This window comes from Henriciella mobilis, from assembly GCF_003576285.1.
Taxonomy (GTDB): domain Bacteria; phylum Pseudomonadota; class Alphaproteobacteria; order Caulobacterales; family Hyphomonadaceae; genus Henriciella; species Henriciella mobilis.
In genome coordinates, this window is record NZ_QWFX01000005.1 from 501,203 (window position 1) to 525,523 (window position 24,321).

Below are 24,321 nucleotides of genomic sequence, written 5' to 3' on the forward strand. Positions count from 1 at the left end.
TATATAGTCCGCTGAAAAGAAAGGAACGGTGATGTACACGACGGATATGAGGAATGGTCAGAAAGGGTCCGAAAAAATCGGTCCTGTAGAGGATGCAGCCCTTGTGGATGCGTTTGAAGCGCGCGTTGCTGCCGACGAGTTCATCGAGCCCAAGGATTGGATGCCGGAGGCGTATCGCAAGACCCTGATCCGCCAGATCTCACAGCATGCGCATTCGGAGATTGTCGGAATGCTGCCGGAAGGAAACTGGATCACGCGTGCACCGTCACTGCGGCGCAAGGCAGTACTTCTTGCCAAGGTGCAGGATGAGGGGGGGCATGGCCTGTACCTCTACTGTGCCGCCGAGACGCTGGGCGTCGGACGGGACGAGTTGATCGAGGACCTGCACTCGGGCAAGGCAAAGTACTCCACCATTTTCAACTATCCGACGCTGACCTGGGCCGACATCGGTGCAATCGGCTGGCTGGTCGATGGTGCCGCGATCATGAACCAGGTACCGCTGCAGCGGACGTCCTACGGGCCCTATGCGCGGGCGATGATCCGCGTCTGCAAGGAAGAGAGCTTCCACCAGCGCCAGGGCTACGAGATCATGATGGCACTGATGGACGGTACCGAAGCGCAGAAGGCTATGGCGCAAGACGCGCTGAACCGGTGGTGGTGGCCATCGCTGATGATGTTTGGTCCGCCGGACGACAATTCTCCCAATACGGCGCAATCCATGCGGTGGCGAATCAAGCGCGAGACCAATGACCAGCTTCGCCAGCGCTTTGTCGACGCGACGGTGCCGCAGGCGGAAGCCATCGACCTGCGTGTCCCCGACGATGCGCTCGCCTGGAATGAGGAACGCGGCCACTACGACTTCGGCGAAATTGACTGGGAAGAGTTCTACTCGGTCATCCGCGGAGAGGGGCCGGTTGCGCGCGAGCGCATGCAGGCACGGCGCAAGGCCTGGGACGAAGGGGCATGGGTTCGCGATGCCGCGAATGCCTATGCTGCGAAGGCCGCGGCCCGGAAGGAAGCTGCGTAATGAGCAAGGACTGGCCTCTCTGGGAAGTTTTTGTGCGAACGCGCGGCGGTCTGTCCCACAAGCATGCCGGATCGGTCCACGCGCCGGACGAAAAGATCGCGCTGCTGCATGCCCGCGATACCTATACGCGCAGGATGGAAGGCGTGAGCCTCTGGGTCGTGAAGTCGTCAGATATCATCGCATCCGATCCCGATAAATCAGGACCGATTTTCGAGCCGGCAGAGTCAAAGATCTATCGCCATCCGACATTCTACCAGATCCCCGAGAATATCGAGAATATGTGATGACTGAGGCTGTCTTAAGTACTGATCAGCTTACGCAGTATTTGTTGCGACTTGGAGATGATTCGCTGGTCCTTGGCCAGCGTCTGAGCGAGTGGTGCGGGCATGCGCCGAGTATTGAACTCGACCTGAGCTTGGCTAACGTCGCGCTTGATCTAATCGGGCAGGCAACGCTATTGCTGAACGCTGCCGGCGAAGCAGAGGGTCAAGGCCGGGACGCAGATGCTCTGGCGTTTGGCCGTGATGTCATGAGCTTCAGAAACTGCCTGCTGGTCGAACAACCCAATGGTGACTTCGGCCAGACAATTGCGCGCCAGTTTCTGTTCTCATCATATCAGTTTGCGCTGTTCCGCCATCTGACCGCGTCTTCCAACACAGCTGTCGCAGAGATCTGTGCCAAGGCGGTCAAGGAAACCGAGTATCATCTCCAACTCGCTTCAGACTGGGTTGTGCGCTTGGGCGATGGGACCGATGAGAGCCGCGAGCGTCTTGTCGCGGGCTTTGACTGGCACTGGCGTTTTGTGGGCGAGATGTTCGAGGACGATGCGCTAAGCGAAGCAGTCGCCGCAGCAGACATCGGCGTCCTGCCGTCGACGCTCAAGTCGGAGTTCGACTCACGGCTTGAGGCAGTCTTCAATGACGCCGGTCTGGAAATTCCTGAGCTGCCGAGATCGATTACCGGGGGTCGGGAAGGGCATCATAGTGAACATCTTGGTCATCTGCTTGCCGTCATGCAGCATATTCCAAGGACCTATCCGGGGGCGGTGTGGTGAATGCGACAGCCGACAAGATCATGGGGCTGCTATCCAGCGTCCCTGATCCGGAAATACCTGCGCTTTCTGTCGTCGAATTGGGGATCGTACGAGCTGTCCACCTCGACCCACCGGAAGTTCACATAACACCTACTTATTCGGGGTGCCCCGCGACGCTGGCGATTGAGGCCGCCATACGGCGATGTCTGGATGATCACGGACTGGAGTCATTCAGCATCCGTACCGTGCTGTCGCCGGCCTGGACAACGGATTGGATCACCACGGAAGGTCGCCAAAAACTCAGGGCCTACGGCATCGCTCCTCCTGATCCCGGAAAGCCCGTCGCATGCCCGCAATGCGGGTCAACACATACTGAAGAAGTTAGCCGCTTCGGGTCGACACCATGCAAGGCGCAATGGCGTTGTCTGGAGTGCCTCGAGCCCTTCGACCGTTTCAAATGCCACTGAGGTCTGTTTCATGTCGTCTGAATTTCACCGCCTGACCATAAAAGACATCCGGCCGGAAACGCGCGATTCCATTTCGGTTTGCCTGGACGTTCCTGAAGACCTTGCAGAGGCGTTTGCCTTTCGGGCCGGTCAGCACATCACGTTGAAAGCGGACGTGAACGGAGAAGACCTCCGCAGGAATTACTCGCTCTGTGTATCGCCTCAAGAGGGGGAAGTCCGTGTCGCGATCAAACGAATACTTGATGGCCGCTTTTCCAATTGGGCGAATGAAACGCTCAAGAAAGGGGAGTCCATCGAAGTCATGGCGCCACACGGAGCGTTCACCACGGCATTCTCCCCGGACGCTCAGAAATCGTATCTCGGTATCGCCGGCGGATCCGGCATAACTCCAGTTCTCTCGCTTCTGAAAACAGCTTTGCTCTCTGAGCCTGCAAGCCGGTTCACGCTGCTTTATGGCAACAGGGACAGCGATTCCGTAATGTTCCTGGAAACGCTTGCGGCGCTAAAGAACAAGTTCATGGACCGGCTGGAAGTGTATCACTTCCTGGAGGACGAAGAAGACGAAGACGTGCCCCTGTTCAACGGGCGGCTCGATCGCGAGAAGCTGGACACGCTTGCCGACTCGCTGATCGATGCAGAGAGCATCGATGAAATCTTCATCTGCGGGCCGGGGCCCATGATGGATGCCGCAGAAAGCGCATTCCTGGCCCTTGGCGTTCCTCAGGCCTCCATCCACGTTGAACGCTTTACTGTAGACCGGCCGTCTGGCGACGAGGCGCGGCGGATCGAGGAAAGCCGAAAGGCGGCCGAAGGACGGAAGATATCGATCGTCATGGATGGGCGCCGGCGACGCCTTTCATACGATCCTTCGCAAGGAAGCATCCTGGAGAATATCCATGCGGCCGGCATGCCTGCGCCATTTGCCTGCAAGGCCGGTGTCTGTGCGACATGCAGGGCAAAGCTTGTCTCCGGCGAGGTCGACATGGCCGTGAATTACGGCCTGTCGCCCGAAGAAGTTCAGCAGGGATACGTTCTGACGTGTCAGGCACTACCGCTGAGCGATGATGTTGTTCTGGATTTCGACGGGTAGCAGTCGCTAGGGGCCCTTGTAGCCTTTCGCGCCGTCCAGAATGAGCGCGGTTGCAAGGCTCGCCAGTTCGTCTGGAGAAACGGGTCCTTTGGGGCGGTACCAGTTGCTCGTCCAGTTGATCATGCCAAAGACGAGCATGGTCGCCGCGCGCAGGCGGTGCTTGTCCTTGCCCAGAGCGGGTTGAACGCCAGCCAGCAGGCGGTCCATCGCTGCAATCACGCTGCGCTGTTTCAGCACAATTTCGGAGCGGCGTTCATCCGGCAGGCTCCGCAGGTCATTCAGGAGCACTTTCTGGCGCGCCGCTGCGCCGACATAGATGTCCATGAATTCATGGATGAGGGTCGACATCCTCTCTGCGGGCTTCCCCTGGGCGACGGCCAGATTGTTCACAGCGTCCAGCAGGTCGTCGATGTGTGACGACATGACCGCGTAGAGCAATTCTTCCTTCGAAGCGTAGTAATGGTAGATCAGAGATTTGGATGTATTGCAGGCGGCGGCCAGTCCGGAAATCGATGCGCCTTCAAAGCCCTTGTCGGCAAATAGCTCAGCAGCCTTTTCTACGATCGCTTCACGCCGTTCATCATAATCTGCCGCACGAGTTCTTGCCATTGGCACTCCTTTATCAAGGAATTTTCCACGATTCGTAAGATGGGTAACACCTGAAGCAGGAAGGGTCCATGTACCACTCTGCGGTGCATTCAGATATGGATTGGTTTGCCTTTCACGCCCAGTGACGCCTCCTTTATTGCTTCCGAGTGCGTCGGATGCGCATGACAAGTATAAGCTATGTCTTCCGCTGTCGCCCCGAACTCCATCGCCTACACCACTTGAGCGTTCATGGTTCCTGCCATGGAGGATACGACCCAGGCGCCCAGGACTTCATCTATTTTAGCGTCGGCGATGATTTTTACAAAGCCACCCTCTTCATGGTTCACCTTGGCGCTCGAATTGCCGACAAACGGAAACTTGCCGACCCTGGTCTTGCCGCGCGCCCTGGCATCAGCCTCCGTAAGCCCGGCACCTGCTACTTCGGGATTGGTGTACACTACGGACGGAACCAGGTCGTGATTGACGATGCCGGGCTCTCCGGCAATCAGTTCGGCGACGGCTATGCCTTCATCCTCGGCCCTGTGAGCGAGCATGAGGGCGGGCGTGACATCCCCGATAGCATAGATGTGCGGGACGGAAGTCCGAAAGCCATGGTCGACCTCGACCTGCCCGCGGGCATTGATCTCAACGCCGGCCTTGTCGAGACCAAGGCCTGCCGTATTCGGTACCCGGCCGACCGCAACCAGCACATTCTCGGCCTTGATCGTTTCGTCCTTGCCGTCCTTTCGGGCGCGCACACTGAGCTGCACGCCCGACTTTGCGGCCGGCTTGACCGAGAGAACTTCCGTACCGGTTCTCAGGCGGAGCCCCTGACCGAAAAGGGTCTTGTTCATTTCGCGGCGCACGTCCTCGTCCATACCGGGCAGGATCTCGTCCAGATACTCGATGACGGTAACCTCGGCGCCGAGGCGGCTGCAGATCGACCCCATTTCCAGCCCGATGACGCCGCCACCAATAATTGCCAGGCTGGCCGGAACGGCACTCAGCTCCAAGGCGTCTGTGGAATCGAGAATTGTCTCGTGATCGATTTCAACATACTCGCGCAGAGAATTGGTAGAGAACCTATCGCGCTGGAACCAGTTCGATCTCTTCCAAATCTTCGAGTGCGCGAGACAAATGGAGGAAATAGGCGACGTTCTCCCAGTCAAACTGGGGTTCCGGCGTGTTTCTTCCAGCATTTACCGTCTTTTGCTTTGCTGTAGCCATCGGGGCGCTCCAAATTAAAAATACGAACGGTTAGTCTATTAAAGAGTGGCGTGTCGCCCTGACGTCCATTCTCAGGATCACTGCTCTCAGTAAGAAATGCAATCTAAACTCAGGGCCTTATCTGCGGGAACGCAACGAAAACCCCAATCAACGAAGCGATAATTACAGAATTTCAGGGCTATAGTAAAGTTGCAAATGAAACTAATTTTCCAATATTGCGCGGGCTCCTAGAGTCGACACCATCTCAAGTTTGGTTGACATCGGATCATATCGCCTCTTTCATAGTCCAATCGTTCAGTCTATAAAGTGTCAAAGAAGCGAAATGAGGGTGGATGGACGATGGCATTCGAAACAATTGAATACAAAGTTGCTGAAGGCGTTGCGACGCTCACGCTTGCGCGCCCGGACCGGCTGAACAGCTTTACTGTCCAGATGCACGAAGAGGTCCGTAAAGCGCTGGATGGTATGGTGGCGGACAAGCAAGTCCGCGCATTGCTCATCACGGGAGCGGGACGCGGGTTTTGTGCGGGGCAGGACCTGTCAGACCGTGCAGTTGCTCCTGGAGAGGCCGTCGATCTCGGTCACTCGGTTGAGGCCTATTACAATCCGCTCATTCGGTGCCTCGCGGGGTTGGACATACCTGTCATCTGCGCGGTGAACGGTGTTGCGGCCGGGGCTGGAGCGAACCTCGCCCTCGCATGTGATATCGTATTGGCGGCCCGAAGCGCCAAATTCATCCAGTCATTCGCAAATATCGGTCTGATACCCGACACCGGTGGCACTTGGGTTCTGCCGCGCCTGGTCGGACAGGCGCGCGCTATGGGCCTGGCTCTTACCGGCATGCCGCTTCCTGCTGAAAAGGCGGAGGAGTGGGGGATGATATGGAAATGTGTCGAGGACGAAGACCTGATGAAGGAAGCTCTGGCGCTCGCAACAAGGTTTGCTTCCGGCCCGACATTGGGCTTTGCGGCGACGCGGCACGCGATACGCGGTGCCTGGCTCAATTCTCTCGACGCGGAGCTCGACAATGAGCGCGACCTCATGAGCCGCCTCGGAAAATCCCACGATTATCAGGAAGGCGTTTCTGCCTTCATGCAGAAGAGAACGCCGGAATTTACCGGTAGCTGAAGACCTCATGAACTGGAGCGGCCAGATATGAAAAAGATGATTGCACTCTACAAGGCACCCGGCGACGCCGATGCTTTCATGAAGCACTACGAGACAACGCACATGCCTCTGGTCGAGAAAATTCCGGGACTGGTGAAAACCGAACTTACTCGGATTGACCGGACCTTGATCGGCGAGCAGGGCAATTTCCTGATAGCGGAAATGTACTTCGAGGATGAAGCGAGCTTCAAGGCTGCACTCAAGAGTCCGGAGAACGCTGCAACCGGTGCCGATCTCGCAAATTTCGCTGAGGGCATTGTAACCGTAATGATCGGGGAAACGCTGTAAGGCGTCCGTCAATATTGTTCCTGGTGCTGACCGGTTCCCGGGTATTCCCTCACCAGGCAGAAACCACCAATATTCTATGAAGGAAAGCGAGCATGACCGTTGCGCTCATTGAAAACTACATAGCTGGCAAATGGACGGCTGGGGCATCGCCGGCTGAAGATGTTGTTTCGGCCGTTGACGGGAGCGTGGTTGCGCAGTCCAGCACCAAGGGCATCAACTTCGCGGCTGTTCTGGATCACGCAAGAAATGTTGGTGGTCCAGCGCTCCGGAAAATGACCTTCAGCGAACGTGCCGCGATGCTGAAGGCATTGGGCGCCGCAATCATGGAGCGCAAGGAAGAACTCTACGAGATCAATGGCTGGAGCGGTGCAACGCGGCGTGATGGCTGGAGTGATATCGAAGGCGGCGCTGGCACGCTGTTCGCAATGGCTTCCAAGGGCAAGATCGAGTTGCCGGAAGGCCATCTGATCGTTGATGGCCCGGTAGAGCGCCTGTCCCGAGAAGGTACTTTCGTAGGACAACATGTCTACACGCCCTTGCAGGGCGCGGCGATCCACATCAACGCGTTCAATTTTCCAGTCTGGGGTATGCTTGAGAAGCTCGGTCCGACGCTGCTTGCGGGTATGCCGGCTGTCGTCAAGCCGGCTACGCCAACGGCATATCTGGCCGAGAAGGCCGTTCGTATCATGCTTGAAACGGGACTTCTGCCGGAAGGGGCCGTACAGCTGATTGCCGGATCTGCCGGCGATCTTCTTGATCATGTCACTGGGCAGGATGTGGTTGCCTTTACCGGCTCCGCATCGACCGCAGGAAAGCTCAGAACCCATCCCCGTGTGATCGCGGAAGGAACGCGCTTCGTTGCCGAGCAGGATTCGCTGAACTCCTGCGTTCTGGGGCCGGATGCGACACCTGACAGCCCGGAATTCGATCTCTTCGTGAAGGAAGTCGTTCGGGAAATGACGGTCAAAGCTGGGCAGAAGTGCACGGCTATCCGGCGGGCATTTGTGCCAGCGGCACTTCTGGATACGGTCCAAGCCGCCATTGCCACCGCGCTCGCGAAAGTCCAGGTAGGAAACCCGTCCGAGAAAGAGACTCGGATGGGTGCGCTTGTCAGTCTCGCTCAGCGCGAGGATGTCCGTGAGAAGGTGAAACTGCTGATGCAGGACGCCAAACTGGTTTATGGCTCCCTTGAAACCGTGGATGTGCTCGGTGCCGACCTTGGAAAAGGCGCGTTCTTGTCGCCGATACTCCTGCGCTGCGAAACGCCGGCAACAGCTAAGTACATTCATGACGTTGAAGCCTTCGGTCCGGTGTCGACCGTGATGCCCTATGACACTTTGGAGGGGGCGATCGAGTACTGCAAACTCGGCAAAGGCTCTCTCGTCATGTCCGTCTTCACAGCATCCAATGAAGTCGCTGCTGATGTCGTCATGAATGCGGGTGCCTTTCACGGTCGGATTGCCTTCATCAATCGGGACAATGCAGCGGAATCGACCGGACACGGATCCCCGCTGCCTGTTCTTGTGCATGGTGGACCTGGGCGGGCAGGGGGCGGCGAAGAACTGGGCGGTATTCGCAGCGTGAAGCATTACATGCAGCGCACCGCGATTCAGGCGACGCCGGAAATGCTGTCTGCCGTCACGCGAACCTGGCAGCCGGGCGCGCCTGTCGATTCAGCGGCGCCCCACCCGTTCCGCCTGAAGTTCGGTGAGCTGGAGATCGGTAAGACGGTCGAGACCGAGGCGCGTACCATCACGCTGGAGGATATCGAGCATTTCGCCCACTTCACGGGCGACACGTTCTACGCCCACATGGATGAGGAAGCGGCGAAGGCGAACCCGTTCTTTCCAGGCCGGGTCGCGCATGGATATCTCATTCTGTCGTTCGCTGCAGGCTTGTTCGTGTCTCCCGAGCCTGGTCCTGTCCTTGCGAACTACGGTCTGGAGGGGCTCCGTTTTGAGAAGCCCGTTTCGCCAGGCGATGCGATCAAGGTACGTCTCACTGCGAAATCCAAGAAATCCCGGAATGCTGACTATGGCGAAGTCGAGTGGGATGTTCTGGTCACAAATCAGGAAGATGCGCCGGTTGCCAGATACACCCTACTTACCATGAATGCGAAGTAGTAGGACATTGCGAGACATATTCAAGTTCCTTAAATGGGGAGGAAATTTATGGGACATTGCAACAATCAATTGCTTTCGCTTCTTGCATCTGCAGCACTGCTACCGGGCGCTGCTTTGGCTCAAACATCGGCAGATATCCCTCTAGCAGGTGACAGGCCTGAGCTCTCTGAGCTGGAGACTAACCCGGACGCAACAGATACGGCCCGGTTCGAAACAGTTATCGTCACCGCCCAGAAGCGTTCGGAATCACTTCAAGATACACCGCTTGCTATCACCGCCGTCAGCGGAGATGCGCTGCGAAACGCCGGGATTGCAAACATCGATGCACTGGCCACACTGGTGCCTGGCCTCCAGATTGGACAAAGCTACGGTTCTGCCAATATTTCGTTGCGCGGCATCAGTCTCAACGCAGTTAATTTCGGTGCTGAGAACCCAATCGCCTTTCACATTGACGGTGTATTTGTTGCTCGTCCGGCGGCTGTGCTGAGCGGTTTTTACGATATGCAACGGGTGGAAGTGCTCAGAGGGGCCCAGGGCACGCTCTACGGACGCAATACCACAGGCGGTTCAATCAATATGATTACTGCCGATCCAACTTCGGAATTCTCTGGCTATGGTCAGTTCACCTACGGAGACTATGACCACGTTGCGTTTGAAGGCGCCATCAGTGGCCCCATTATAGAAGACAAACTTCTTTTCCGACTGTCCTTTCGTACCGACGAACGTGATGGTTGGGGGAAAAACGAATTCACTGGTCAAGAAATTGACGACAATCAGGAGCGCGCGGTTCGCGCAAAGCTGCTGTGGAATGCTACCGATGCATTGTCTGTAATGTTTGAGGCAGATTATGCCAAGGCCGACGATCATCAGACACCGCACTATGGGGGAACACCACTTGGAACGCCGCCATGGGGAGTTCTAATGCCCAGCGGCTTCGCGCCCTTTGACCCAGTTGATGTTGGGGGCATTCTGCCATCGGACGTTCGTAATATCTCTAGCGATCTTGAGCCTTATCGTGACAATGAATTCTGGGGAACTTCGATCACAATCGATTGGGCTCTTGGCCCAATCGACTTAAAGTCAATATCGGCCTATAGAGGCTCGAATACGTTGGCCGTTGGGGATCTGGATCAGACCAGCGCAGTCTTCGCGCCAGTTGTCCTCGCTGACCGCTCCCGCCAGCTGAGCCAAGAGTTTCAGATATCGCACCAGGGCGATAACTCCAACTGGATTGCAGGTCTATACTACTTCCATGAACGAGATCGCGGGCATAATTCCGCTGGCCTGAACACGCTTATTCTGGATCCACTTGGATTCGCGCCCATTGCACCTCCAGGTACTCTAGTGCAAGGCTACTACGCAGGCACAATCGTTGAAACCGACGCTTATGCCGTTTTCGGACAATACACACAGGATCTGACGGATAGATTGAGCCTTACGCTTGGCGCGCGTTACAGCATCGAAGACAAGTCTGCGATCAATCAGGGCGCCTTCGATCTCGCTAATCCATTCAGCGAGACGGCATTCCTGAACATGCCCGACCCCTCGACATTCAATCTACAGTGTGCAGAGGGACTTCCCACTATTGGCTTTGGCACAACTCCTTGCGTGCCTGAGAAGTCTTTCTATTCTTTCACACCGAAAATTGGCCTCGATTACCAAGTAACGCCCTCGATACTAGTCTATGCGTCTGCATCGAAGGGGTTCAAGAGCGGCGTCTACAACCTTGGAACTGCCCAACCACCGGTCAATCCAGAAAAGATATGGGACTATGAGGCCGGGATGAAGTCGACGCTCTTCAACGACCATCTCCGCTTTAATCTGTCGGGCTTCTTCTATGATTACGAAGACTTGCAGGTGAACAAGGTCAAAGACCAAAGCGTTATCCTTGAGAACGCGGCAACGGCCGAGATCTACGGTCTCGAAGTTGAAACTGCCTTCAGGCCAACGGATGCGATCCAAATAGACTTTAGTGGCTCCTATCTGAACACTGAATTCTCTGAATATGTAAGCGCAGACAATGCCCGGCCTCTAGGAGACGGAGTAACTTTCGACGAGTTTGGAGCGCCTGCCTTTAACCTGGAAGGCAACAGACTACCGCAATCTCCCGAACTTTCTGGATTGCTGGGGGCTAATTACACGTTCTTCACTCCAAAGGGAGATTTAACCCTTCGAGGCGAAGTCGCCTATACGAGCGAAGTCTATTGGACTCCATACAATCTTGACTCAACCGCTACGCAACCTCGCACCCGTTTCAACGCGTCGGCGGTCTTTGAAAGTGCTGATAAGCGTTGGACAGCCGCGCTTAACATCAAGAACATTGAAGACGAGGTCGAAATTACGAATGGCTTCGTATCTGCAACGATCGTTGGCAACGTAGTGAATGCCTACACGGAAATGCCACGCACGATCGACTTCACGCTCAGCTATAATTTCTAGATCCGGAGGAGGATACAATATGAGTATCAAACTTTACGGCATGGTGTGTGGATACATGACGATGCCAAAAGGCTTTCTGGTAGATGGCGCCGAGGGAGACATCACCGCACCCATACTTAGCTATTTGATTGAACATCCTAGAGGCACGGTTGTTTTCGATACTGGGCTAGAACCGCAACTTCATGAAAGCGACTGCGATCGAGAAGAAGCCTTAGGTCCGCTTGCTCCGGTTACAACAGTCGACTTCACACCCAATGAGGATATCGCCGCCAGGCTCGAAGCCGCAGGACGAGATCCCTCAAAAATCGACTTCATGATCAATTCTCACTTGCACCTCGACCACGCCGGCGGCAACGCATTGCTGCCAAATGCGCGGTGGGTTGTGCAGCAGCGTGAACATACGGCTGCCTTCGCGGACGAGGGTTATGAAAAGCACTACTATCGGAAGCGGCTCTTCGATCTCGGACACGATGTGATCAAACCAGATGGTGAATATGACGTCTTCGGCGACGGATCGGTAGTCTGTACTCCAACATATGGGCACACGACCGGGCATCAGTCATTGAAACTGAAACTGGACGAAGGTGAGGTCATGCTTACGGGTGACGCCTGTTATTTGTGCCAGTCGCTTGACGAAATGCGCCTGCCACCAGGCTTCCTCGAGGATCCGGATGAGATGTTGTGCACCATGCATCGGTTCCGTGATTTTCAGGCATCCGGAGGCGCTCTCATATTTGGACATGATCCATCGCAATGGGCCGGAAAAGACGGGGCACTTGAGGAAATCGATGTGGCCAAAACACCGAATGCCCGGATCAAGCGCACCTAGTCTGATGTTTATGTGCGCCTCAAGCGCTTTAGAAAAGGTCGCGGATATAAGCATACGCGATATAGGGTAAGCTCACACTTTCCGATATCCGCGACCACAACACAGCTAAGTTAGACCACTAGCGTCTTCATAAGAGGAGACGCCAGCATTAGCTATTTAGTTCGTTACATATCGACACCGGCCGTGCCTACCCAGGACAAAATAACTCCTCCTCCGCAGCGTCTGCGGATTAAGGTTCCACTTCAACCTTTTGGACGGTGACATCCCCAAAAAATAGATGAGGCGCCAGAGTCGACCGGCGGGAAAGAAATTTCAGCTTTTCCGAGTTCGCTTTGCTGCGAAATTCGCCGATAGCCGCTTTGCATCCGGCGATATGGTTAGCGGTGAAATCGCACGGACTTCAAGCTCAAGCTGAGTCTCCAACGTTGTTGAAAAGCTCGAGAGCAACAATGCTCTCACAGCCCCTAGCGCTCGGGGACTTGCATCCCTCAAAGCGATTGCTGCTTCTCGTACCCGCTCCTTGAGCTCGGCAGCTGGCACAACCTCAGTAATCATACCGATTTCCCTAGCCTCTTCAGCCGAAACTATGCGACTTGACACCAGCAGCTCCTGAGCAACTCGCAGACCGACCAATCGTGGCAACAGCCAGCTAACACCGCCGTCTGGACTTAGCCCGATTTTGGCATAGGCCGTCGTCAACGTCGCTGTGTCCGCCATGATGACCAGGTCACCCATTAGCGCAAGGCCCAGGCCAGCCCCGGCAGCAGGCCCATTAACAGCGCAAATTAGTGGCTTCTCCATACGCAAAAGCCGGGAGATCGCACTTGACCCAGCCCCCTGATCCGGGCCGTCTATTTGGAGACTCCGTTCACCTTTCTTTCTGGTTGGGGGTTGGTGGTCAAGGCCCGCTGAGCGGAGCTTTTGCGTAGCTCAGGCGAAGCGGGCCGGGCTCTCCTGACATTGTCGGCGAACATTGCCGGAGCAAGGCCGCCAAGGGATGTATGTGGGCGGACGGTGTTGTAGTCGATCCGCCACGTCTCGATGATATTTCGGGCTTCGCTGAGCCGGTCGAACAGGTGCTCGTTGAGACATTCGGCCTTAGGCAGCAGATGCACCAAAACATACCGTAAGCAGATGATTATCTGTTGATTTTCGGCGTTGTGCTTTCCGGACTTGATCTCAGAAGCGAAATAGAACATAAAGTGAACACTGCTTTTCGGTCGCGTCCATGTCCCAGCATTTTCTCCTTTCGGCCGCCGCGCGTACGCTCTCGCTCAAGGCCATCTATCGCGGCGGTGAGCGTGCGGCCTACAGGCGGTTCTGTGAACTTCGCTGGCCGGAGACGAATGGCTCGCCGATCTGTCCGGAGTGCGGCTGCGTTGAGTTCTACGATCTGAAGTCCAGGCAGCGCTTCAAGTGCGCAGCTTGCCATCATCAGTTCAGCGCGACATCAGGAACGATCTTCGCGTCGCGCAAGCTGGCCTTCGTGGATCTGCTGGGGGCGATCTGTCTGTTCGTGAATGCCTCCAAAGGACTTTCTGCCGTCCAGCTCTCACGCAACCTCAATGTCCAGTACAAGACGGCCTTCGTGCTCATGCACAAGCTGCGCGAGGTGATGGCACGCGAGACGGCTGAGGCGCGGCTCGAGGGCGAAGTAGAAGTCGATGGCGCCCATTTCGGCGGTCATGTTCGTCCGGCGAACTGGCGAAGCGACCGGCGTGACCGCAGGCTCCTGGCCAATCGCAGCGGCAAGCGCCGTGTTGTTGTCGTGCTTCGCCAACGAGGCGGTCGGACACTTACACGCGTGTTCATGAAAGAGGCTGAGGGCGTCGCCTTTGCCGAGGAGCGCATCGAGGCCGGCGCGAGGTTGTCGGCGGATGAAGTCGCTCATTGGGACCGGCTTTCGGCCCGGTTCGATCTGCAGCGGGTAAACCACTCCGAAGCCTATAGCGAGAACGGCGTCCACACCAATATGGCCGAAAGCTTCTTCTCCCGCCTGCGCCGGATGATCCGCGGTCAGCATCACGCTGTCAGTGGCAAGTATCTCGGAGCCTATGCAGGGCATGCCGCCTGGCTGGAAGATCACAGCCTTGAGAGCAACGGCGACCTTGCAGACCGGTTGATCGGTGCCGCGCTCGGCGCGCCCGTCAGCCGCCTCTGGTCCGGCTACTGGCAACGACCCGCAACGTGACGGCATCGCCTGGTGCCCAGATGCACATGCCCTTACGCTTCTCCACCATGCGGACGAGCTTGCGCCGGGCGGCATGGCGCAGCGCCTGGACTGTCTTGAAGACAACCGAGTTGCGAAGGGTTGCATCGGTTGCATCGAGCTTGCGCTCCACCATCACCCGCTCGGCAAGTTCGCGGGTCGTCAGTTCGCCATCCACTTCCAGATGCCGCACGCAGATGTCGGCAATCTCACCCTTCTTGAAGAAGCCGTGGCTGACCATGTAACGGGCGCGCTGATGCTCGGGGTCGGTGAATAGCCTAATCGACGCATTGATATGCGCGAGGTCGTGCTTGGCCTGCGCAATCTGCGCCTGGTAGGCAGTAATCCGGCCGTGGATCTCCGCACGCTTGTCCTTCAACGACTGAATGATGAGTGGCTCGGTCATGCCAACACAATCCCGCACCTGCCGTTGGCCGACAATCACAAACTTGGTGCATCTGCTGCCTAAGGCCGAATGCCTGAACGAAAACCTGTTCCGGGATCTTGCTCATGCCCGGCATCTGATCGGCGCGTGGGTCACCGACTACAACACCCGGCGGCCTCACTCGGCCCTCGGCTATCAACGCCCGCCGCATTCGCCGCGATGTGCCAACCGCACCGGGCTTCAAAGCCCGTTGCATCTACCGCTCGTATGAGCAACATCAACGCGCCGGTTCTGGATCAAACTGTATGAACGTCGGGGGTCACAGCACGGGTTGTCTGGCGAGAAGACCCGCTTCGTCGGTTCATCGTAGACATGCGTCAAGTAAGCTTCGGTTTGCTTGGCGCAGCCGCGCTTCTCATTGCTTGTGTCATGAGGCTGAAACACACCGGATGGCACCAGGGCGGCCCCCCAGCAGGGGAAAAGCGCGCAAATTCTTTAGTCTGCCTTTGCCCGACGCTGTGCTGTTTGGCTCTTCGAGGGCTGTCCGGCGCTATCGCCAGTGCAAAGATAGAGCTGCGCCAGCTGATCGGAAATCTCCTCGATCGACAATGATCCACTCCTGTCATACCATTGGTATACTGAGTTTGCGGTGGAGATCAGCGAGAAGCTGATGATAGTCGGGGAAATCGGCAAAATCAGATTTGCGGCGCGAAGCTTTTCGAAGTGCCGCCGATAGAGGTCAAAAATCTTGCGTTCTTTAGCCCGGACAATCTGTAAGCGGGCGTCAGACAGCAGCCTTCGATCTTCGATCAGGAGCTTGACCTCCTTCATATAGTCTCGGCTTAAAGAGACATGCTGCCTCAAGGCTTTTCGCAGCACTTCGGTGGGATCTCCAGGAGTGTCCAACTGATCCTTGATCGCCTGAAAAACGACTTCCGTGAACCGGTCCAGGATGCAGAAAAAAATCTCATCTTTGCTTGGGAAATGATAGTAGATTGCGGCCTGGGTGAAGCCCATCACTCTTGCTATATCCCGCAAAGAACCGTTCTCGTAGCCTCGCTCGTAGAACAAATCCGTAGCCGTCTCTAAAATTTCTTCACGGCGCGCGCTGCCATCGCGCGAAGACGCGGTCGATTGCCGAGTATTTTTCTTTGAAGGCCTAGGCATTTGAAAAGTTATAGGGACCTCGTCTTTCTGCGACAAGCGTTTAAGTGAGTGCTTGTTAAGATTGCGCATATTTCCACCTATACCAGCCAATAGGGGCGCTGGGTGTGCCCTGTTTCAGGCAAACGCGCCGGTAACCGACTGAGAATCAGCTTGGATCATGTGATGATAATGGCTGGCCTTCGGGCCAGCCATGTGCTGAGCCACCGTCGCGCAACCCACTTGAGAGGGGCCAAGCCGCCAAGGCGGCCGTCCGTTGTGGGCGGGCGATAGCGATACGAGAAGCGATCGCCCTTAATCGAAGGGATCGAAAATCCCGCTCGCATTGGGTTCTTTTTCTATGTGTTCAACCTGGTTCAGGAATTGATTGATCGCATCGGCTGAGATCTGCCGGCCCGAGTAGGAAATGCAGTCTTCCAGTTTTTGGCGTAGCATGTCGGCAGGGATAATATTTGTCGGCCCGCCTAACGGATGCGCGTTCTGAAGCGAGATTTTCTGACCCGTATTTGTTGTGACAATCATCTCGGTCAGGCCCACGACTTCCGCTGTTCTATTGCTTTCATCCGGCTTGACGTGAATGCGCTGCGCCAAGGACAGAACATCGCTATCTGTGAGCTTATCTGTCTCTGTATCGGCAAGCCCGGCTTCACCTCCGAGCAGAACAGACGCGACCATGAAATTGAGTGAAAATTGCGCTGCGGCACTGGTCTCGGGGTTAAGCTTGGTTTCGCGTGGGCCGCCAACAAGATTGTAAACCTCCGGCGAAACAACAATTTCGATATTGGTTATGTCGTTCACGTTGATGCCAGCCAATTCAGCGAGAGTTTCTTTCGCAAGATCGATGGCCGCATGCGTGCAACGGCAGGCCGCATAGGGCTTCACGGATATTCTTGTCCCCTCGAAGCGTTTGCCCAAGTCTCCAAGCAGTACGTCCAAATCATGCTGCGGCTCAAACGCCGTCAAGTAACCGTAGCGGCCAGTGAGGAACTCCTTGGGGCCGGTTGCGCCAAGTTTGGCGAGAAGACAGCTGTGAAGCGCGCCATGGGCGGAATTGCCAAATTGTATGCGAAGCGCTGTCACGCCCTCAAGCGCACATTGCGCATCTCCTGCGCCGTATGACGCGGAAAGACCGAGGGCATTCAGAGTTTGCTTTTCATCCAGGCCCAGAACAGAGGCAACACCGGCTGTGGCGGCAAAAACCCGGTAAACGCTGTTTCGTCCTGATCGCATGGCGTTCGGTGTGATCGCCAGGCCGAACCGGATTTTTAGGTCTTGCGCAATCGCCAGACCGCGGACCAGATCTTTGCCGCTTATATCGGTAATGTCGAGCGCGGCAAGAAGGGCGGGTAGCAAGGCTGCGGTGGGGTGCAGCGGCAGTGTGTCAGTGCAGTCGTCCAGTTCGAGCGCACGCATCTGCGCTCCGTTGATCCAGGCGGCGAGTGGGGCGGGGGCTCGTCTTCCAGATGCGAAAATACGCGCTTCGGGGGCGCCACCCCATTGATCCGCAAGAGAGAGCATTGAATCGATTCCGTCCGCCCGCCGTCCGGCGACGAGCGCGGCCATGCCATCGATGAGGCTGCGTTTGGCCACAGCCACGGCGGCAGCCGGAATTTGCTCGAATGAGCATGAAGCGACGTGCTGTGCTATGGCCAGCTCTGGGGTTAGTGCCATGATTGAGCGCCTTTCCAATATTCGTCTTTCACAACAGAGAATATTGATAATACTTCAAAACTTAACAGTCGACAGGTAAATTCTTGCGTTGCTCCGCGGCTGCGGCCATAGTGGGGAAGAATTTGTATAAGAAAATGAGGTTTCTGATGCCGCAGCACTGTCAGGATGTGAAAATTGAACACATAGAGGGAGTGATGCGGATCACCCTTTGCCGGCCGGATGCGATGAACGCATTGAGCCCGGCAATGCTGACAGCCATGCGCGGCGCTGTTGCGGCTGCCGCCGAGGATGACAGCGTGCGGTGCGTGGTGTTCACGGGACAAGGGCGGGCTTTTTGCGCCGGCGCGGACCTTTCGACAATTCCCAAGGGGGATGACAGCATCCGGCAGTTCATTGCCGAAGCGTCAGCGACAATGCGGGACATTGAGAAACTTCAAAAGCCCGTTATCGCCTCCCTGAATGGCACGACCTTGGCCGGAGGGCTCGAACTGGCATTGTGCGCAGATATTGTCGTTGCTTCGGTGTCGGCGCAGATCGGGGATGGACATATCAATTTCGGCTTGCTTCCGGGGGCTGGCGGTTCGGTCCGGCTCGCGCGGGCGATCGGGCCGGGAAGGGCTCGGTTTCTGCTGTATAGCGGACTGACAATGTCGGCTTCAGACCTTGAGCGCTGGGGGCTTGTGCAGCAAGTCTTTGATGACGATGAGCTACCGGAAAGGACCTTGGATCTGGCTGCGCGTCTTGCGCGTCATAGTCCCTTGGTTCTGCAACATCTGAAACAGCTCGTTGCGCAGACGGCAGGCGGGGATCTGGACACGCTATTGGCAGAGGAACTGGCCGCCAATGTCGTGCATTCGCGCTCGCACGATATGCGGGAGGGCTTGTCCGCGTTCGCTGAAAAGCGAAAGCCAGTCTTTCTCGGTCGTTAATTGTGGCAGGCTTCCCGTGATGTTCGCTTGCACGGATCGGGGGGGCGCGGTTTGGATGCCAGGAAAGGGTGTGTCATGCGGTCTGTTGAAGGTAAAGTTGCAATCGTTACGGGTGCGGGACGGGGGATCGGCCGGGCGATCAGCGCTGAACTTGCCAAAAATGGTGCTATCGTGTTCGGGGCCGCGCGAACACTTGCTTCACTGGAAGAGACAAGGGATTTGATCACGTCAGATGGGCGGGGAGCGTTTATCCCTGTCTCGATGGACGTGAGCGATGAGGCGGACGTCGAAAGATGCCTGACCCTTGCCGAGGCGCGGGGGCCGGTCGAGATTCTGATCAACAATGCGGGTATTGGCGCGCCGGCGAAACTGCTGGAGATTTCCGGGGATGACTGGGATCGCCAGATGGAAGTCAATGCTCGGGGCGTCTTTCTGATGACCAGAGAAGTCGCCCGGCGAATGTCTCCAAGGGGCGGTGGAGATATCGTCAATCTGTCCTCTCTCGCGGGCAAGCGGCCAGCGCCTGGCTTCTCAGCTTATACGGCTTCCAAATTCGCGGCGGTTGGCTTCACCGAGGCGGTTGCACGCGAACTACGCAAGACCGGTGTGCGCGTGATGTCGCTTTGTCCCGGGGCGGTCGCGACGGATTTGCGTAAAGCGGCAGCGCCAGATGAAGACCCCGGTGGCGTGACACAGCCGGAGCAGGTGGCGCAGTTGATTGTGTTTTTCCTTACCAAGGGTGCTGGTGCGCGTGATCTGGCGCTGGAGATATTCTGAAACGGGTCGACTAAACGGTCGTTTAGTAGTAATTTTGGGGCGAAGAACTTTCGGGTCCGTCGGCACCGGTAGGTAATGGAGAGTATATTGATCAGTCTCCTGTGTTCGCGCGCGACTTGGGACCGGCTTATCGCAAAAGCGCCGATAGCAGACTATTGCTGCCCGTCATGTTTGGATGAGTGTGAATTTCCGGGCGCGTCCGGGACGGTGACGATGGCTTATGCCGGCCCTGATCTGGCGCTAAAAGGCATCCGGCCTTTCCTGGATGCTCTGGTCCGCGTGCCCTCCTTGCAATGGCTGCAGACCTGCGCGGCGGGCGTGGAAGATCCGGTTTATGCATCGCTGGCCAGACAGGGTGTGAAAATTACCAATAACCATGCGACCGCTCCAGCGATTGCGGAATATGTCATGGCGTCGGCTCTGGATTATCTGCAGCGGGGGGGCGAGCGCCGCGACGCTGCTATGCGGCGCGAATGGTGCCGTCTATTTTTTCGTGAAGTGAAAGATTCAAAATGGTTCATTATCGGCCTGGGAGCGATCGGGCGTGAAGTCGCGATCAGGGCGCGGGCGTTCGGCGCTCATCTGACAGCAGTCCGGCGTGACCGGAAAGCAGATAGCGCCGTCGATCGGGTCGTGACCTATGACAATTTCATGCATCTGTTGCCCGAAGCGGACGTTATCGTAATAACAACCGCGTTAACGGAACAAACGCGAGATTTGGTCGATCGCGAATTTCTGGATCATCTGTCGGCTGGAAAAGCTGTGCTGATCAATGTTGCCCGTGGACAGATTGTTGATGAGGAGGCGCTGCGCGAGGGTCTCCAGAGGGCGCAGCCAGACTTTGCTTGTCTGGACGTCTTTGCTGCCGAGCCCTTGCAAGAGGACAGCTGGCTCTGGGCTCACCCGAAAGTGGGTGTCACCGCGCATGCGGCCGCATTGGGGTCCGGTGTGGTCGCGCGGAGTGATGATCTTTTCCTGGAAAATTTGCATCGTCAGGTCGCGGGCAAGGCCCTTCTCAATGACGTCACGAGTGTTCTGCACCCGTCCGGAGTGGTCTGATTTCAATAGGGAGAACAAGGAGATGTTTAAATGACGACGACCATGAAACACGCGGCTAGTCAGTCCGACATGAAAGAGGATGAGTGGCACGCGCGAGTTGAGCTTGCGGCCTTGTACCGTCTGACGGCAATGTTTGGCTGGGACCAGCTGATTTATAATCACATCTCCGTGCGGGTGCCCGGAGAGCCGGAGGCCTTTCTCGTCAACCCTTTCGGGATAATGTTCGATGAGATGCGGGCGTCTGATTTGACAAAAGTATACTCCGACGGCACCGCCGTTGGCGAGAAGGGGTATGGGGTTAATGAGGCGGGCTTCTTTCTGCATAGTGTCCTGCATGATGCCAGGCCGGACATAAACTGTGTCATGCATTTCCACTCGGTTGAGGTGGCGGCTGTCGCCAATCATCCGCAAGGCCTTCTGCCGCTCTGCCAAGAAGCCATGCTGAACTTTGACACCATCTCGTATCACGATTTCGGGGGCATACTTGTCGATGACACCGAGAGAGAAAGCCTCATCGAGGATCTGGGCCAGAACAATATCATGCTGCTGCGCAATCATGGCGTTGCTGTAGTGGGAAGGTCAGTTCCAGCGACTTTCAACCGTGCCTTCAATCTTGATAAAGCTTGCAAGATCCAGGTCGCAACGCTGGCTCAGGGCGCTCAGCCTGTTCAGCCTGAGCAGGCTATCGTGGATAGCGTCATCAAGACCTATTCGCGCCTCTCTGGCCCCGACTTAGGTCGCCTGGAATTCGACGCCCTGATGCGCAAACTGGACCGGCTGGACCCGTCTTACCGGCAGTAATCAGGACAGAATGAGAGCAGCGAGCGTTTAAACGCACTTGACACTAAACGGTCGACAGGTAAGTAAAGGTTTGATGTGTGAATTGGCTCAGCCCGGCTGAACAGGCGCGTTGAGCTGCGATGGCGGCCCAAAGTATTGCTGTGATGGAAATTCGTCCGCTTGCCGCATGTTTGTCGGGCGCGACGATACCGGGCGATGAGGTTGTGTATCTATCAGGGCGTACGCCCAAATTTGATAGGCAGATATGGAGGGAATTTTGACGAACCAATTGCAGGCGGATGCTCCGGCCGGCGCGGTGGAGGCGAGTGCTTTCATGGAAGGCGTGTTTGAGTCTGAAGCGGGTGGCAGGGTCCGGCTACTCGTTGGCCATTGCTCATCATGCGGAGCGTACTCTTTTCCCCGGCGCGATGTGTGTCAGCATTGCGGGCCGGACGCCGAGATCGCTTCAGCGGCGGTGGAAGGGGATGGGCATGTCTACGCAAGTACTGTTGTGCATGTTCCCTCGCCTGTAGGGATCAAGTCGCCATATGCCTATGGATATGTAGATCTGGATCAGATTCCTCTGCGCGTCTTTGGTTTGTTTGCGCGCGCGGATGCGGGAGGCCTTGTGCCTGGAACGCCCGTGCGTCTGGTCACTGAAGCGTTGTGCCAGGATCCGAAACGCGGCGAGTTGTTCACCTACAAATTCACACGTTCGGGAGATGCGGCATGAGATCGGTTTACGTGGCCGGAGTCGGGTCGACGACCTTCGGAAAACATCTTGACAGAAGCCTGCGCAATCTCGGCGCAGAGGCTGTCAGCAAGGCGCTGGCGGATGCCGGGATTGATCGCAAGGACGTTCAGGCAGGCTACTGCGGCAATGCGCTTGGCGCCATGCTTCAGGAGGAGACCGGCGTAGGGCAACACGTGTTGTGGGAAGCCGGGCTGAGCGGGCTGCCGATCGTGAATGTCGAAAACGCGTGTGCGTCAGGGTCAACAGCCCTGCATCTCGGCTGGCAGGGCGTGGCCAGCGGACTTTATGATGCGGTTATCGTTTTTGGTGTCGACAAGGCCGTAATGCCGAAGGGGACGCCTCTCAAAGTCGGGGCTGCCGATATGGAAGTGCAGCTGGGAGATATTTTCCCCGGTTACTTCGCGATGGTCGCTCAGAAGCATATGGAAGCTTATGGAACGACGCTTGAGCAGCAGGCGAAGGTTTCAGTGAAGAATCACGATAATGGATGCCTGAATCCGTATGCAGAGTTCAAGAAGCCGCTGACTGTTGAGCAGGTTCTGGGGTCGCCCAAAATTGCGGATCCAATCACGCTGTTCTCGTGTTGTCCAAACAGCGATGGCGCCGCGGCGGCTGTTCTGTGTTCTGAAGCCGTCATGCGCAAGCTGGGCACAAAGCCAATCCGTCTCGCAGCGTCGGTTCTGACAACTGGTATCTACGACAACAAACGTGACTTTACGTCATGGGAAATCGAGGAAAAAGCCGCCGCAGAGGCTTATGCGCAAGCGTCTCTGGGCCCGGAAGACATGTCCATCGTCGAAGTGCATGACGCTTTTTCGATTTGCGAAATTGTCCACTATGAAGGGTTGGGGCTTTGCGCTCCGGGAGAAGGAGGCAAGCTGATTGACGACGGCGTTACGGCGTTGGGGGGGCGTGTTCCTGTTAATCCCAGTGGCGGACTGCTCGCCAAAGGGCATCCTATCGGAGCGTCCGGTGTTGGGCAGATCGCCGAGATTGCCTGGCAATTACGTGGTCAAGCCACAGGACGTCAGGTGGAAGGGGCCCGTGTTGCGCTCGCCCAGATGATGGGGGGGAGCAAGGAGGCCGATGCTCGGGCATGCAATATACACATCCTGGTTGCGGACTAGGTTATAAGTAAAGAAGGGAGACTAACATGGATGAGGGCCGTTACACGGAATGGTTTTCAAAAGTCCGGGATCTGATCTGGAATGATCTGACCCCGTATATTGAGCGCGTCGAGCGCGAGGGCCACATTCCGCACGATGAAGTCATACCAAAACTGGCGTCGCTGGGGCTGTATGGCTGTCTCGTGCCGGAGAGCTATGGCGGCCTCGGTTTGACCGTCAAGCAGTACATTCCGGTCCTTGTTGAGCTTTCAAAGATGTATGCGGGTTTGCGCGGTTATCTCCATGCGCACGTGTCGGCGAGCAAGCTGCTGGAGTTCGCTACCGAGGAGCAAAAGCAAAAGCTATATCCTGGCGTGGCGAGTGGCGAGATCCAGCTCGGCTTCGCCCTTACCGAGCCGGACAATGGGACCGGTGTCGATATCTCCACCACGGCGCAGCGTAGGGATGATACTTATTACGTAAACGGCCGCAAGCATCTTATCAGCAATTGCGATATTGCTGACTATCTGATGCTTGTCTGCTACACGGACCGGAGCAAAGGTCCCGAAGGGATCAGTGTGCTGATGCTGCCCAAGGGCGCGCCTGGGTTCACCTGGGACCCAGTTGGCGGTTTGATGGGTTGCAAAGGTGCAGAGCACGGCCGGCTCAATCTGAACGACGCGCAGGTTCCGGCGGAGAACCTCCTTGGCGGTGTCGAAGGGAAAGGTCTGCACCATGCGCTTGAGGCGCTTGAAGAAAGCAGACTGTTCATTGCGTCCACGTCTTTGGGTACAGCCGAGCGGGTTCTTGAACTATCGCTGGAATATGCTCAGCAGCGCGTGACATTTGGCAAACCGATCGCCACGCGTGAAACCGTCCGTTCGTATCTGGCAGAAATGGCGATGGATATATACGCCCTGCGGACGATGCTGGCCGATGCGATCGCCAAGATCGACCGGGGGGAGCGGATCCCGGCGGAAGCGGCGATGTGCAAGCAGTTTGGCGCAGAGGCTGTTTTCAGGGTGACGGATCGCGCGCTGCTCGTTCACGGCGGATTGGGATATACGACGCAGAGAGATATCGAGCGTCACTACCGTGACTGCCGGATTAATATGATCGAGGAGGGAACGCCCTCAATTCAGAAAACGGTCATTGCCCGGACCTTCCTGGACGGATACCGCTTCCCTGATTTCGGGGGCCAGCTGTAAA

At 56.6% G+C, this 24,321-nt stretch carries 24 protein-coding genes and 3 pseudogenes; 19 read left to right on the forward strand and 8 right to left on the reverse strand.

Annotation, left to right across the window (positions count from 1 at the left end; translation table 11 throughout):
* Positions 1-31: 31 nt before the first annotated feature.
* The 5 genes from paaA to paaE are packed head-to-tail and all read left to right on the forward strand — an operon-like array spanning position 32 to position 3,617.
* Positions 32-1,027 (forward strand): 1,2-phenylacetyl-CoA epoxidase subunit PaaA, encoded by a 996-nt coding sequence (gene paaA, locus D1223_RS02335; protein WP_199288184.1) that lies wholly within the window; start codon positions 32-34, stop codon positions 1,025-1,027.
* Positions 1,027-1,311 (forward strand): 1,2-phenylacetyl-CoA epoxidase subunit PaaB, encoded by a 285-nt coding sequence (paaB, locus tag D1223_RS02340; protein ID WP_119374793.1) that lies wholly within the window; start codon positions 1,027-1,029, stop codon positions 1,309-1,311. Before paaA ends, paaB begins: the two co-directional genes overlap by 1 nt.
* Complete coding sequence (gene paaC / locus D1223_RS02345) at positions 1,311-2,081, forward strand: 1,2-phenylacetyl-CoA epoxidase subunit PaaC (RefSeq protein ID WP_119374794.1); 771 nt, start codon at positions 1,311-1,313, stop codon at positions 2,079-2,081. Before paaB ends, paaC begins: the two co-directional genes overlap by 1 nt.
* 20 nt (positions 2,082-2,101) lie before the next feature.
* Positions 2,102-2,527 carry a 1,2-phenylacetyl-CoA epoxidase subunit PaaD gene (gene paaD / locus D1223_RS02350; RefSeq protein ID WP_119375252.1) on the forward strand — a complete coding sequence of 142 codons (426 nt, stop codon included), beginning with the start codon at positions 2,102-2,104 and terminating at the stop codon, positions 2,525-2,527.
* A 10-nt stretch (positions 2,528-2,537) separates the two neighbouring features.
* The gene (paaE, locus tag D1223_RS02355) at positions 2,538-3,617 is read left to right on the forward strand and encodes a 1,2-phenylacetyl-CoA epoxidase subunit PaaE (RefSeq protein ID WP_119374795.1); all 1,080 of its coding nucleotides are present in this window, start codon (positions 2,538-2,540) and stop codon (positions 3,615-3,617) included.
* A gap of 6 nt (positions 3,618-3,623) precedes the next feature.
* Here paaE and D1223_RS02360 read toward each other — a convergent pair whose 3' ends face one another.
* From D1223_RS02360 to D1223_RS18975, 3 genes and pseudogenes are all read right to left on the reverse strand, one after another.
* A complete protein-coding gene (locus D1223_RS02360; protein ID WP_119374796.1) occupies positions 3,624-4,226 on the reverse strand; it encodes a TetR/AcrR family transcriptional regulator in 603 nt (200 codons plus the stop codon).
* 89 nt (positions 4,227-4,315) lie between these two features.
* Positions 4,316-5,260: pseudogene (locus tag D1223_RS02365) on the reverse strand (dihydrolipoyl dehydrogenase family protein); the annotation flags it as partial.
* A gap of 28 nt (positions 5,261-5,288) precedes the next feature.
* A complete protein-coding gene (locus D1223_RS18975) occupies positions 5,289-5,432 on the reverse strand; it encodes a hypothetical protein (protein ID WP_233353007.1) in 144 nt (47 codons plus the stop codon).
* 339 nt (positions 5,433-5,771) lie between these two features.
* On the opposite strand from D1223_RS18975, the gene paaG reads away from it, so the two are divergent.
* The 5 genes from paaG to D1223_RS02390 all read left to right on the forward strand — a co-directional run bounded on the left by paaG (position 5,772) and on the right by D1223_RS02390 (position 12,278).
* Positions 5,772-6,560, forward strand: coding sequence for a 2-(1,2-epoxy-1,2-dihydrophenyl)acetyl-CoA isomerase PaaG (paaG, locus tag D1223_RS02370; protein ID WP_119374797.1), 789 nt, complete (start codon positions 5,772-5,774; stop codon positions 6,558-6,560).
* 27 nt (positions 6,561-6,587) lie between these two features.
* Entirely contained in the window at positions 6,588-6,887 is a 300-nt protein-coding gene (locus tag D1223_RS02375) for an EthD family reductase (RefSeq protein ID WP_119374798.1), read from the forward strand.
* A 92-nt stretch (positions 6,888-6,979) separates the two neighbouring features.
* Positions 6,980-9,010, forward strand: coding sequence for a phenylacetic acid degradation bifunctional protein PaaZ (gene paaZ, locus D1223_RS02380; protein WP_119374799.1), 2,031 nt, complete (start codon positions 6,980-6,982; stop codon positions 9,008-9,010).
* 48 nt (positions 9,011-9,058) lie between these two features.
* Entirely contained in the window at positions 9,059-11,449 is a 2,391-nt protein-coding gene (locus D1223_RS02385) for a TonB-dependent receptor (protein ID WP_158588371.1), read from the forward strand.
* Between the two features lie 19 nt (positions 11,450-11,468).
* The gene (locus tag D1223_RS02390; RefSeq protein ID WP_119374801.1) at positions 11,469-12,278 is read left to right on the forward strand and encodes an N-acyl homoserine lactonase family protein; all 810 of its coding nucleotides are present in this window, start codon (positions 11,469-11,471) and stop codon (positions 12,276-12,278) included.
* A gap of 312 nt (positions 12,279-12,590) precedes the next feature.
* Here D1223_RS02390 and D1223_RS19240 read toward each other — a convergent pair whose 3' ends face one another.
* Positions 12,591-13,133 (reverse strand): enoyl-CoA hydratase/isomerase family protein, encoded by a 543-nt coding sequence (locus D1223_RS19240; RefSeq protein ID WP_407646931.1) that lies wholly within the window; start codon positions 13,131-13,133, stop codon positions 12,591-12,593.
* 95 nt (positions 13,134-13,228) lie between these two features.
* Positions 13,229-13,372: pseudogene (locus D1223_RS19245) on the reverse strand (integrase core domain-containing protein); the annotation flags it as partial.
* A 134-nt stretch (positions 13,373-13,506) separates the two neighbouring features.
* Between D1223_RS19245 and D1223_RS02405 the strand changes: the two are divergent.
* Complete coding sequence (locus D1223_RS02405) at positions 13,507-14,469, forward strand: IS1595 family transposase (RefSeq protein WP_119374803.1); 963 nt, start codon at positions 13,507-13,509, stop codon at positions 14,467-14,469.
* Here the strand turns inward: D1223_RS02405 and D1223_RS02410 are convergent.
* On the reverse strand, positions 14,426-14,893 hold the full coding sequence (locus D1223_RS02410; protein WP_119374804.1) for a hypothetical protein: 468 nt from the start codon (positions 14,891-14,893) through the stop codon (positions 14,426-14,428). The genes D1223_RS02405 and D1223_RS02410 overlap by 44 nt on opposite strands.
* 67 nt (positions 14,894-14,960) lie before the next feature.
* Between D1223_RS02410 and D1223_RS19250 the strand changes: the two are divergent.
* Positions 14,961-15,077 (forward strand): annotated as a pseudogene (locus D1223_RS19250) (integrase core domain-containing protein); the annotation flags it as partial.
* Between the two features lie 290 nt (positions 15,078-15,367).
* On the opposite strand, the gene D1223_RS02420 reads toward D1223_RS19250, so the two are convergent.
* Positions 15,368-16,108: a TetR/AcrR family transcriptional regulator gene (locus tag D1223_RS02420; protein ID WP_119374805.1), complete on the reverse strand. Its 741-nt coding sequence runs from the start codon at positions 16,106-16,108 to the stop codon at positions 15,368-15,370.
* A gap of 222 nt (positions 16,109-16,330) precedes the next feature.
* On the reverse strand, positions 16,331-17,707 hold the full coding sequence (locus D1223_RS02425) for an MmgE/PrpD family protein (RefSeq protein WP_119374806.1): 1,377 nt from the start codon (positions 17,705-17,707) through the stop codon (positions 16,331-16,333).
* Between the two features lie 110 nt (positions 17,708-17,817).
* Between D1223_RS02425 and D1223_RS02430 the strand changes: the two genes are divergently transcribed.
* From D1223_RS02430 to D1223_RS02460, 7 genes are all read left to right on the forward strand, one after another.
* Complete coding sequence (locus D1223_RS02430) at positions 17,818-18,636, forward strand: enoyl-CoA hydratase/isomerase family protein (RefSeq protein WP_233353008.1); 819 nt, start codon at positions 17,818-17,820, stop codon at positions 18,634-18,636.
* Positions 18,637-18,711: 75 nt separating this feature from the next.
* Positions 18,712-19,413, forward strand: coding sequence for an SDR family oxidoreductase (locus D1223_RS02435; RefSeq protein ID WP_119374807.1), 702 nt, complete (start codon positions 18,712-18,714; stop codon positions 19,411-19,413).
* Between the two features lie 213 nt (positions 19,414-19,626).
* Positions 19,627-20,472: an NAD(P)-dependent oxidoreductase gene (locus D1223_RS02440; protein ID WP_158588374.1), complete on the forward strand. Its 846-nt coding sequence runs from the start codon at positions 19,627-19,629 to the stop codon at positions 20,470-20,472.
* Positions 20,473-20,502: 30 nt separating this feature from the next.
* Positions 20,503-21,273 (forward strand): class II aldolase/adducin family protein, encoded by a 771-nt coding sequence (locus tag D1223_RS02445; protein ID WP_119374809.1) that lies wholly within the window; start codon positions 20,503-20,505, stop codon positions 21,271-21,273.
* Positions 21,274-21,529: 256 nt separating this feature from the next.
* A complete protein-coding gene (locus tag D1223_RS02450) occupies positions 21,530-21,985 on the forward strand; it encodes a Zn-ribbon domain-containing OB-fold protein (protein ID WP_158588375.1) in 456 nt (151 codons plus the stop codon).
* Positions 21,982-23,133 carry a thiolase family protein gene (locus D1223_RS02455; protein ID WP_119374811.1) on the forward strand — a complete coding sequence of 384 codons (1,152 nt, stop codon included), beginning with the start codon at positions 21,982-21,984 and terminating at the stop codon, positions 23,131-23,133. Before D1223_RS02450 ends, D1223_RS02455 begins: the two co-directional genes overlap by 4 nt.
* A 26-nt stretch (positions 23,134-23,159) precedes the next feature.
* Positions 23,160-24,320, forward strand: a complete 1,161-nt coding sequence (locus D1223_RS02460) for an acyl-CoA dehydrogenase family protein (RefSeq protein WP_119374812.1) — start codon at positions 23,160-23,162, stop codon at positions 24,318-24,320.
* Position 24,321: the final 1 nt, after the last annotated feature.